Here is a 9,841-nt window from a genome sequence, read left to right as displayed (position 1 = left end):
TCTTTTAATCCATACATCATCTCACTCCAAATCCAATAAATTTGAAAAAGTATCTTCTAAGCCTATAAAAGCTGTCAAATAATGTTTACTTATCAGTCCTATAATTTCGTCAACAGTTGATTCATCATACGTATGACTTGTCAAATTACGACTCTTAATCATATTCATCCAAATGTCACCATCTGAAAGAAGTTCATACTTAAAGGCTTGTCGCGTTGCATCTCTCGACCCATATATGCCTGTATTACCCCTAAATTCTAAAAAATCTTTCATCATATTCCATGACAATTCATGTGTGAATTCAAAGGCTTGAATAACCCCCTGCTTTTCAAGATATGACAAGGACCTTTGATTCATAAGTTCAATTGCTTCTTTCAACTGAGAAAAAGCCTTTTTATAGCTGCTATATCTCTGTTTCCATCTCACATCCATATCATTTACCTCTATTATGCTTTTGCCTTGATTATAGTCTAAATCTTACAAAGCGTCAAACGTGGGCAAAACCGTTGCTGGCAGGCTGCTTGCTCAACGTTTAAGTTATGATTTTTACGATCTTGATGAAGAAGTAAAAAAGAATCTCAATACCACATTGGAAAGTTTTGTAACAAATAGAACACTTCGCGAACGCGATACAATCCGTTGCGAAGTTATCAATGCTCTCAGCTCTCATAAAGGCAACAAAGTTATCGCTATCACGCCATTGTCCTATCTACAACCGATTTATTCTCTCTTGTCTTCCTCAGATATATTCCCCATCGTATTAACAGATTCAGTTGAAAGCATTTTTGATCGTCTTGTTTTCAGTGACGAAAATGATGTTATCTATACAGATGATGCCTATAAAAACAAAAACAGAAATCATTATCTATTAGAAATAAGCAAAGACCTCACTTGGTATGGTTCCGTTTACGCTGGCATTAAACATCATTTCCATATGTTGAGCCGACAGCCGGAAGCTGTAGTCGATGCGTTGATTATCGAATATCATCTTGACGGCAAGGAGGTTTAGCCTATGTACTTACGTAAAATCAAACGTCCACAAGGTATTTACCTTGCCATTCAAGAAAGCTATTATGATCGTTTCAGCAAGCAAAGCCGAACTCGTACAATCCAGAGTCTTGGATACCTAGAATCTTTAAATCTGAAGTTGCGTCCCGCTTGATATCAAATATCTAACACGGCAACAGATACAACATTTATTAAGATACTAAAATTTTGACATTTGCAATTTTAAGCCCTGATAACTTCCGACTTATATACAGTTCATTGTGTAATTTTAAAAACTATTCATCTAATATTTTCATAAAAAGTCTTTTTTTCTTATGTTCCATCAGCAATTCTGCATACTTTCTATTCCACTCATCCACCTGTTTGTTGCCTCTCATAATTTTCTGTATTTCCTTCAAAACAGACACAGCGTGTCTATAGCCCTTTTCATTCTGCTGATTCATGCTCATTTTTACTTCTTTCCAATATAATTCGGCTATATCATCAGGATATAACTTAGACAATTTCTTGCTGAAGCGATGATCTTCATCTAAATGATGCCAACCAACAAATCCTGACTGCTTTTTCAGTATTTCCAGTACCTCCGCTTTATTGTTGTTTGCAAGACAAATCTTCAGATATTCTGAAAGACTTTTATCCTTCACACTTCTTAATATTAGGGTTTCATATTCATTCCAATCATTCGGTTGCAATTCTGCCTTGCATTTCTTATACCATTTTTCAACTTCTCTTTTGTCGCAACATTGCACCAGCTCAATAAGCATGTTCTTTTGATTCTCATAATGATTGTTCTTCTTAAAATAGTCATACAGTAACTCTGTCACCGTATCTAAATCTCGTTTTTTCTTTTTTACAATATCATAAAGCTTCCAAAGTGTTGGTTCATCACCTTTGTACATGCGAAATAAATAGATACATAGCTCATCCACTCGTCCCTGACATTTCTCCAAACCTTCCCACGCATTTTTTAGAGCCTGCTCCTTTTGTCCTTTTTTTTCATAGTACTTTGACAGTGTCAAATAATCCGAACCGTATATCAAGTTTGCTTTTTGAGTTTCAAGAAATTTGTCTTCTTTCCCAAGGCTTCTGAAAATAGACGCTGCAAATCCTTTGTAGTAGTTTCCGCCAATCCTCGCCAAATGATCAGCGAAGTACTCTTTTTCAATTTCATCCTTGCAGATTTCCATAGCTGAATCTACCAGCATATCAGTAAATCCGCTATTGTCAAAAGCAATTTGCTCTAACATTCCATCTATAACTTCCTTGCGACATTCCCAAGATGCGATATTTTCCCTAACTAAGTTTAAAATGGCATCCATTTCATCACATGCAGTTTCCTCATCCTCTTCACTGCAGCCGCCATAAGTATTCGAATTATCAATGATCCGATATGCTTTGCTCCAGTGCTTTTGGATTTGCTTTTGATTAATCATATTTTTGTTTTCTGACAAAGCATGGTTCTGACAATAATCGAGCAGTTCTTGTTCCGCTGCACTGTTGAAACGAATCATTATCTCTATCATTTCAATCAGACTTTTCTTAGGCATTTTTCCAATAAGCTCATTTAGCATTCTTTTATCCATCAACTTATCCTCTATTTTCAATTCATAATGTAATATAAGTAACCATACTTTATTTTTGATATTTTTCCTTCTTCAAAAAGCTTTTTTCCAATCATATCTGCACCTCTTTATCCGCATTTGAATTTCAATGCGGGTATTTAGATGCATTGTATCACTGTTCAGAATATTTATCAACGCGTTTATACGCGCCTATACACTAGTGTCTGGCTGTACACGAGAAAACAAAGTACATATACAGAAAACAGAATTTTTCCCTATTTATCCATAACACTTTTACCAAAATTCAACGCTTGTGACATCCCCTTCATGTCCAAATCTTCAATACACACCGCATCAACAGCATCGGCGATCTGCTTTGACTGTTTGTGTAAAAAGTCTTTTCGTTGGTTCGTCACTTTCTCATGAATTTTCGCTACTTTTATGCTTTGCTTGTTGCGATTTTTACTGCCCTTTTGGCATAGAGATAGTTTTTTTGCTCGCGTTTGAGTTGATCAAGCGACTGTCTATAATATCTAGGATACCCTGCTGATTTGCAAATTCATTTGGGCATTAGCAAATGCTAGACTGTCGAATTCTCTTAGCCATTCAAAGTCCGCTATCAAAGCGTATACTCAAAATATATTTTGACCATGGATCAAACCATCTTCAACGACTACTCCGGGATCAGGGTGAAAAATATTATAGACTTCTTGCTTGAGTAATTAATAGCCCCTGAAAACGGGAATTTGTACCAATAGTAGATCCCCTTGTTTATACATTATTCCCCCTTCATTTTCCAAGTTCTTCTTCAGGACGCACTTTGACGCTTACTTTCTTTTTCTTATTCACATTGCTTATGGATTGAGTTCCAATTTTTCATGAATTCAGCTTCAACAATCATCGCTTGAAAGGGCGGATCAAGGAAAGAAATAATCAATTTAACACATTGTCAATAACAAATACTGCCTTTTTTACTGGCAGCATTTTTATTCGTCTAGTCATCAAATGTAATCTCAGAGGATAAAAGTGAAGGCACTTAAAAACTCATTTCCCAATTTCCCCCTTGGGTATCTGGCACCCAATTAAATTTCCCTTGGTGGTGTCCAACACCCAAAATGAAATGTTCAGTTTGAGCTATTACACTTTGAAAATCATCCTAAGAATATGCGTAATATCATTAAATTGAATACCTTCTGCATAGGGAAACTTCTGTACATATGATTCCCAAATTGTATTAAGTTCTTCGCTTTCCTCTATATCCTTTAAATACTTCTCGCTATTCTCTACATAGACCAAGGTATTTCTCTCTTCAGCCTTCTTTTGAATTGCATTTCTTAGACTTTCTAAATCAATATCATTTCTTCGAAGAGTTAGAAGAATATAAACATCATAATAATCCCTAGCTCTAGTATTTGCTACATTCCGGGCCAAAATCGATTCAATCTTTTCTGCAAGAATTGTATTTAGATTATAGGCTTTTATTGAAATATCGCGTTCTTCAAACATAAGCTTAAACGAGTACTCTACTTCTCTCGGTATGATTACATCTCCAGTAGTGATGTCAATCTTCATATTGACTCTGATCGTAAAGAACTGAGCTTCTACAGAGACTCTGAAATCATTATAGTCACTGACATCATGGATATTTTTTATAGCTTTTAGTCTAAAAATCACATTATCATCAAGCACTATCGATAGAATCTCATTTAATATTTCTTCTATGGCCTCTCTATTAACAGGAATCCCTTTTATCGTTGTATCCATGTCCATAGTGCTTCTCATATCTATGCCAACCATAGCTGCAATTAAGAATCCACCTTTGAGTATAAAATTATCTTTGTACTTTGAAATCGAAATCCTTTCAAGAAGCCTTTCCATCATAAAATTTTGAAGCACAGTATTCGCTATTAAATTATTCTCTTTAGCCACGTTGTTAATCCAGTCTTTCAATTGTCTAGGACTACTAATTTTCATGTCAACACCTCCATGTATTTTCGAACCAAATCTTTGATATTAAAAACTTCGGCATACTTCAGTAGTTTAGAATAATCTGCTCCGGGAGTTTTCATATATCTTTTGACTGCTTCATTCACTAAATCAGTGTCCAGCTGATCTTTCTTTTTTAAGCAGTCACAAATGGTTCTTTCTTTATCATATACATAGACTTGATGCCCAAATGATGTCTCCGTGGTAATTCTGCCAATTGTATGAAGTTTCTCCGCAATATAAAAAAACTTGAATTTTTCTTTCTCCTTCAGGAGTCTTGTATTATATCCTGATGGAATTGTCAGCATTAACTGAAAAGGTGTCCTATCTGCTAAATCATGAAAATACAATGCTGTCTCGTGAGAAAAGATACCTCTTTTACATCTGTATTGTGTTAAGAAATACTCATCTTCCATTTGATCAGGATCCATATACAAACCTTGTTCTAGCTTTTCAATTTCACCAGTCTGATACATACGTTGCAGAGTCTTATAAGCCACACCAGCTTCCTTAGCTTCACCAGATGTCAAAATACCTTTGTTGTCTTCCAATAGTTTGGTCACTAAGTCCTTTTGAGTCATCAAATCATCTCCTCATACGTCATACTCGTTCGTAAATATAATATCATATACGAACGAATATGACAAAACTTTTTTTGTTAATTTTTAGAGGGTGATTTTTTGACTTTTGAGCTAAATTACAGTTCGCCTTAGCACCATTAACAATGTAGTTTTGTCATACCGGTTCGTATAATCCAATTATTATACTCACCAGTATGACCTCTAAAGCCATGCAGGAATCAAATCATCAATAAACAACTCTCGCTTAGGTTTAGCAATTAGGGGCAAGATCATCACCAAGAAAAAAGGGGATTCAACTTATGTCCTTTTTCAATACGGCCAACAATATAATGCTGAAAAGAAATATGCCATACCACTAAAAAAATAAGCGACTATCTAACAAATAGTGGTAGGAAAACAACGAGTGATACGATTGATAGTTATCTGAAAATGCTTGAAAATGCATTTATCATCTACAAGGCAAACCGCTATGACTTAAAAGGGAAGATGTTTCTAAAAACACTTGAAAAGTCTTACATTGTGGATATAGGTATCCGCAATAGACTGACCGGCCTACGAAACACAGATTATGGTCATGTTTTAGAAAACATCGTTTATCTGGAATTATTAAGACGCGGCTATGAGGTTACTCTTGGAAAAATCGGTTCGTTAGAAGTTGACTTCATCGCCTCAAAGACTAACACTCAATTTCCCCTGGTGGTGTCCGACACCCTAATGTACGTTGGTAAAGAATAAAGCCCACCACATTGTGATGAGCTCTCCATTTATCTGTTAGAGTAATACTTTTGATTTCTGCTTGTTGGCTTGTCAGGAAGGGTCATTTTGAGAAGACCTCCTTTAATTAAGGGATTAAGTATTTTCTGTCTAAAATGACCTCTATTATTAAGCCCCATAAACTGTTGCATTTCTTCCCTTGTTCGTGGGGTCCTGCAAAACTCTAATAACCCTTTAATATCCTCATTATCTTGGTTGTTGTCTTGGACGGTATCTTGGTTGGTATCTTGGTTAGTATCTTGGACGATCAATGGAATAATTGTCTTAAATACATCTCCCTCGATAAATTCAGGATCGGCACCAGAGTATATCTTATTATATTTGTAAATATTTCTTACCCCTGATCCGAGTTCATCAACCCATCCGATTTCTTTAAAGAACTTTGCAATCTTCGGATTCTTGGGATAAGGTGAGAAGTCTTCAGGGTCAATCATCCCATTTCCGTGAGGCTTATTGCCATTTTCGATATAGACTCTGTCTTTTCCTATGACCAACTTCGCAGGAAATGGATTTGAAAATTCCCTGTGTATCAACAAATTTGAAATGGCTTCTCTGAAAATCTTATCTCTCAAGCTCACACGTTGATCACCTTCGAGATAGAATTTGTCATTGAGATGCTTGGCAATAAACTGCATTAATCTTTCATAGCTTCTTAGAAGATTCACCCTAATATCATCCCGGTCATCATACCGGTCGAGGTTTTCCCTTCTTAAAATTGCGTCTGTTCTATAGTGTGGAAGTGCTGTTTGTATCATCAGTTCACTACCAAAAATCAAGATACCTGCAAGGGTAATACCTTGCTCCCCTGTGCTCTGATCCTTCAGATACATGCCTGCACTTTTCAATAGCTCAATGTTATCCATCGAAACCCAAGGATGACCGGGTCTTAAGTTTTTAACCGTTTTTCTAACTCTTGTGAATAATTCGTCTTCCAGCTCATCCATGTCAGCATAAGGGAAAATTCTATTTTCTGTATACGTGGCTTGCTTTCTCATGTACAATCCAGACACTAGTGTTGATTTATACTTAAAACTGACCCAGGTTTAACGCTTAAAATTGACCCACTAACAGGGTGAAAATTGAGTTCTATATATTTTGATTATACACTGAACCTTGAAAATTTAACACTGTGAATTGACCCACCTCTGAAAAACAATTATAATCCTTTATGCATGTCTAACATGCAGCAGGAGGAAAAAAGAGGTGAAAAATTTGGAAGATTGGGCAGCTGTACAGCGCGTGTACAAGCAAACAAAGTCCAAACGAGCTACGGCCAGACTACTTGGCATATCAAAAAATACAGTTAAAAAGTTACTGGCATTATCAGAACCACCTGAATATCAGCGAACTGAGTATGAAAGTAAGATCAACTCTTTCAAAGAACAGATTATTGAGTGGAGATGTGAACCTTGCCAATTCAACGGAACAAGAATTTTTAGAGAACTCAAAAAGAGAGGCTATATGGGAAGTATCGGTCCTATATATCGCTTTCTGAAAAAAGTTGATGAAGATGTTGGAGGACACATCAGTAAAAAAGCAACGGTCAGACATGAAAGTCCGGTGGGCGATCAAGCACAGTTCGACTGGACTGAATATGATGTGATTGTTGGCAACAGATATCGAAAGGTATATTGTTTTGCCATAATCTTAGCAGCATCAAGAAAAAAAGCAGTTTGCTTCTCCCTTAAGGTTGATGCAGAATCCATTTATGAGGCCATTCAAGAATTGTTTGATCATCTAGGTGGCGTAACTTTGGAATTACTGATTGATAATCCAAAGGCTCTTGTTATTGAAAATAAACCTAAATCTGAAGATGAAGTTAAGTACAACACTCATGCCCTCATGATGGCAAAACATCTTGGCACGGAGCTAAATGCATGCCCCTGTTATTGGCCAAGAAAAAAAGGTAAAGTAGAAAGACCATTTTCCTTTATTCAAGAACAGTTTATTAAAGGAAATTCCTTTGCAACCATGGAAGAACTCAACCATCGTGGTAAAAAATTCGTGGATGATTGGTGTGATGAAAAGCATGCAACAACAAAGCGGATTCCAAACCAGCACTACCTGTTAGAAGAAAAGCAAGTGCTACAACCACTCCCCGCGTCTCATTACCGAATGAAACAATTGAATAAAAGGATTATAAGTCCAGATAGTTTCATCAGCATAGACACTAATAAATATAGTGTTCCGGTGAAATATGTTGGAAAAACACTGAAGTATAGACTTATCTATGGCTTTCGGATTGAACTCTATGATTCAAAAGAAAACTATATCCTAAGTTTAGAACAGTCTGAAAAACGATATGACACTATTTCTAATAGCGAGCATTACGAAGCAATAGCTCAAAAAGTGAGCACCTCCATCCCACAGATTCGAAGAGATTTCACCGGAAGGTTCACTAATGGAGGCCGATATTTGGAAGCAGCGGGACGAAAGTTTGATCAGCCAACACACTATGCGAGAAAAATAATGGAATTACAGGAGTTGTATGATGACCATGTATTAGATGCTTTTATAGGTGTAGCTGTTGATGAAAACAAGATGGATATTAAATCTTTTCGTAGCCTCTTGAGAGATTACAACAGCGGTAATCGAGAGCTTCCTTTGGACCAAGCAGATAGTCTTAAAGAAGTTGACTATTGTGATGATAATCCTGCACTTACAAGGGATTGTAGTTACTATGACTTCGCTATAGAGGAGGAACCAGCATGCAACAGTTAGTCATCGAAAATAAAACAGATTATATCGAAGCAATGATGAAAAAATTTAAACTGGTTGACGTACGAGAGCAATACTCCGAACTAATTGATGAAGCTGAGACTGCATCTATGGGATATCTAGATTTTCTAGTAAGACTACTCTCTGTTGAAGAAGAAGGTAAGAAAAGTCGTCGCTACGAAAGATTATTGGATAAAGCTTGCTTTGAATCGACGTCAAAACTTGAAGAGATTGACTATGACTTTAATCCAACCATTGACAGGGATAAGATTGAAGAATTAGGTTCACTACGTTTCATGGAAGCCAATGAAAACATCATTGTCATTGGTCCACCTGGTGTTGGAAAAAGCATGATAGCAACTGGAATCGGTAGAAATGCTTGCAAGAATGGACATCGTGTCTTGTTTGTTAATGCAAAGGCATTAGTTGATCGTCTTCATGATGAAATGCTTAAAGGCACGTTACCAGAAACATTAGAAAATATAAATAAGATCGACCTTTTGATTGTCGATGAATTATCTTATATAAGTATGGACAAAGAAAGAGAGAGCTTGTTTTTCCAGATCATTCGCCAACGATACGAAAAACGCTCCCTCATTATTACGACCAATCTACCAATGGGTAGATGGAACGAATTGTTTACTGGGCAATTGGCTGCAACTGCCATTCTTGATCGATTGCTTCACCATTTGTTGATTTATACTTAAAACTGACCCAGGTTTAACGCTTAAAATTGACCCACTAACAGGGTGAAAATTGAGTTCTATATATTTTGATTATACACTGAACCTTGAAAATTTAACACTGTGAATTGACCCACCTCTGAAAAACAATTATAATCCTTTATGCATGTCTAACATGCAGCAGGAGGAAAAAAGAGGTGAAAAATTTGGAAGATTGGGCAGCTGTACAGCGCGTGTACAAGCAAACAAAGTCCAAACGAGCTACGGCCATACTACTTGGCATATCAAAAAATACAGTTAAAAAGTTACTGGCATTATCAGAACCACCTGAATATCAGCGAACTGAGTATGAAAGTAAGATCAACTCTTTCAAAGAACAGATTATTGAGTGGAGATGTGAACCTTGCCAATTCAACGGAACAAGAATTTTTAGAGAACTCAAAAAGAGAGGCTATATGGGAAGTATCGGTCCTATATATCGCTTTCTGAAAAAAGTTGATGAAGATGTTGGAGGACACATCAGTAAAAA

At 36.4% G+C, this 9,841-nt stretch carries 10 protein-coding genes and 1 pseudogene; 5 read left to right on the top strand and 6 right to left on the bottom strand.

Features of this window, described 5'->3' with window-relative positions; translation table 11 throughout:
* Positions 1-21: 21 nt before the first annotated feature.
* Positions 22-432 carry a nucleotidyltransferase substrate binding protein gene (locus F3D3_RS11415; protein ID WP_069874044.1) on the bottom strand — a complete coding sequence of 137 codons (411 nt, stop codon included), beginning with the start codon at positions 430-432 and terminating at the stop codon, positions 22-24.
* A 61-nt stretch (positions 433-493) separates the two neighbouring features.
* On the opposite strand from F3D3_RS11415, the gene F3D3_RS11410 reads away from it, so the two are divergent.
* Positions 494-1,009, top strand: a complete 516-nt coding sequence (locus tag F3D3_RS11410) for a shikimate kinase (RefSeq protein ID WP_069874042.1) — start codon at positions 494-496, stop codon at positions 1,007-1,009.
* Positions 1,010-1,283: 274 nt separating this feature from the next.
* On the opposite strand, the gene F3D3_RS11405 is transcribed toward F3D3_RS11410, so the two are convergent.
* The 4 genes from F3D3_RS11405 to F3D3_RS11395 form a co-directional block, all read right to left on the bottom strand.
* Complete coding sequence (locus F3D3_RS11405; RefSeq protein WP_069874040.1) at positions 1,284-2,591, bottom strand: hypothetical protein; 1,308 nt, start codon at positions 2,589-2,591, stop codon at positions 1,284-1,286.
* 254 nt (positions 2,592-2,845) lie between these two features.
* Positions 2,846-3,013, bottom strand: coding sequence for a transposase (locus tag F3D3_RS24640; protein ID WP_242877130.1), 168 nt, complete (start codon positions 3,011-3,013; stop codon positions 2,846-2,848).
* Between the two features lie 694 nt (positions 3,014-3,707).
* Complete coding sequence (locus F3D3_RS11400) at positions 3,708-4,544, bottom strand: nucleotidyl transferase AbiEii/AbiGii toxin family protein (RefSeq protein ID WP_069874039.1); 837 nt, start codon at positions 4,542-4,544, stop codon at positions 3,708-3,710.
* On the bottom strand, positions 4,541-5,137 hold the full coding sequence (locus F3D3_RS11395) for a type IV toxin-antitoxin system AbiEi family antitoxin domain-containing protein (protein WP_069874037.1): 597 nt from the start codon (positions 5,135-5,137) through the stop codon (positions 4,541-4,543). Before F3D3_RS11395 ends, F3D3_RS11400 begins: the two co-directional genes overlap by 4 nt.
* Positions 5,138-5,479: 342 nt before the next feature.
* On the opposite strand from F3D3_RS11395, the gene F3D3_RS11390 reads away from it, so the two are divergent.
* The gene (locus F3D3_RS11390; RefSeq protein ID WP_306455955.1) at positions 5,480-5,872 is read left to right on the top strand and encodes a DUF4143 domain-containing protein; all 393 of its coding nucleotides are present in this window, start codon (positions 5,480-5,482) and stop codon (positions 5,870-5,872) included.
* 29 nt (positions 5,873-5,901) lie between these two features.
* Here the strand turns inward: F3D3_RS11390 and F3D3_RS11385 are convergent, their stop codons facing one another.
* Positions 5,902-6,906: a Fic family protein gene (locus F3D3_RS11385; protein ID WP_084388978.1), complete on the bottom strand. Its 1,005-nt coding sequence runs from the start codon at positions 6,904-6,906 to the stop codon at positions 5,902-5,904.
* A gap of 208 nt (positions 6,907-7,114) precedes the next feature.
* On the opposite strand from F3D3_RS11385, the gene istA reads away from it, so the two are divergent.
* The 3 genes and pseudogenes from istA to F3D3_RS11370 form a co-directional block, all read left to right on the top strand.
* Positions 7,115-8,632 (top strand): IS21 family transposase, encoded by a 1,518-nt coding sequence (istA, locus tag F3D3_RS11380; protein ID WP_069874033.1) that lies wholly within the window; start codon positions 7,115-7,117, stop codon positions 8,630-8,632.
* A complete protein-coding gene (gene istB / locus F3D3_RS11375; RefSeq protein WP_069874032.1) occupies positions 8,620-9,336 on the top strand; it encodes an IS21-like element helper ATPase IstB in 717 nt (238 codons plus the stop codon). The genes istA and istB overlap by 13 nt, the downstream gene beginning before the upstream one ends.
* A 173-nt stretch (positions 9,337-9,509) precedes the next feature.
* A pseudogene (locus F3D3_RS11370) lies at positions 9,510-9,841 on the top strand (IS21 family transposase); the annotation flags it as partial.

Source organism: Fusibacter sp. 3D3 (genome assembly GCF_001748365.1).
In the GTDB taxonomy this organism is placed as follows: Bacteria; Bacillota; Clostridia; order Peptostreptococcales; family Acidaminobacteraceae; genus Fusibacter_A.
This window is presented reverse-complemented; position numbering and strand designations above follow the sequence as displayed.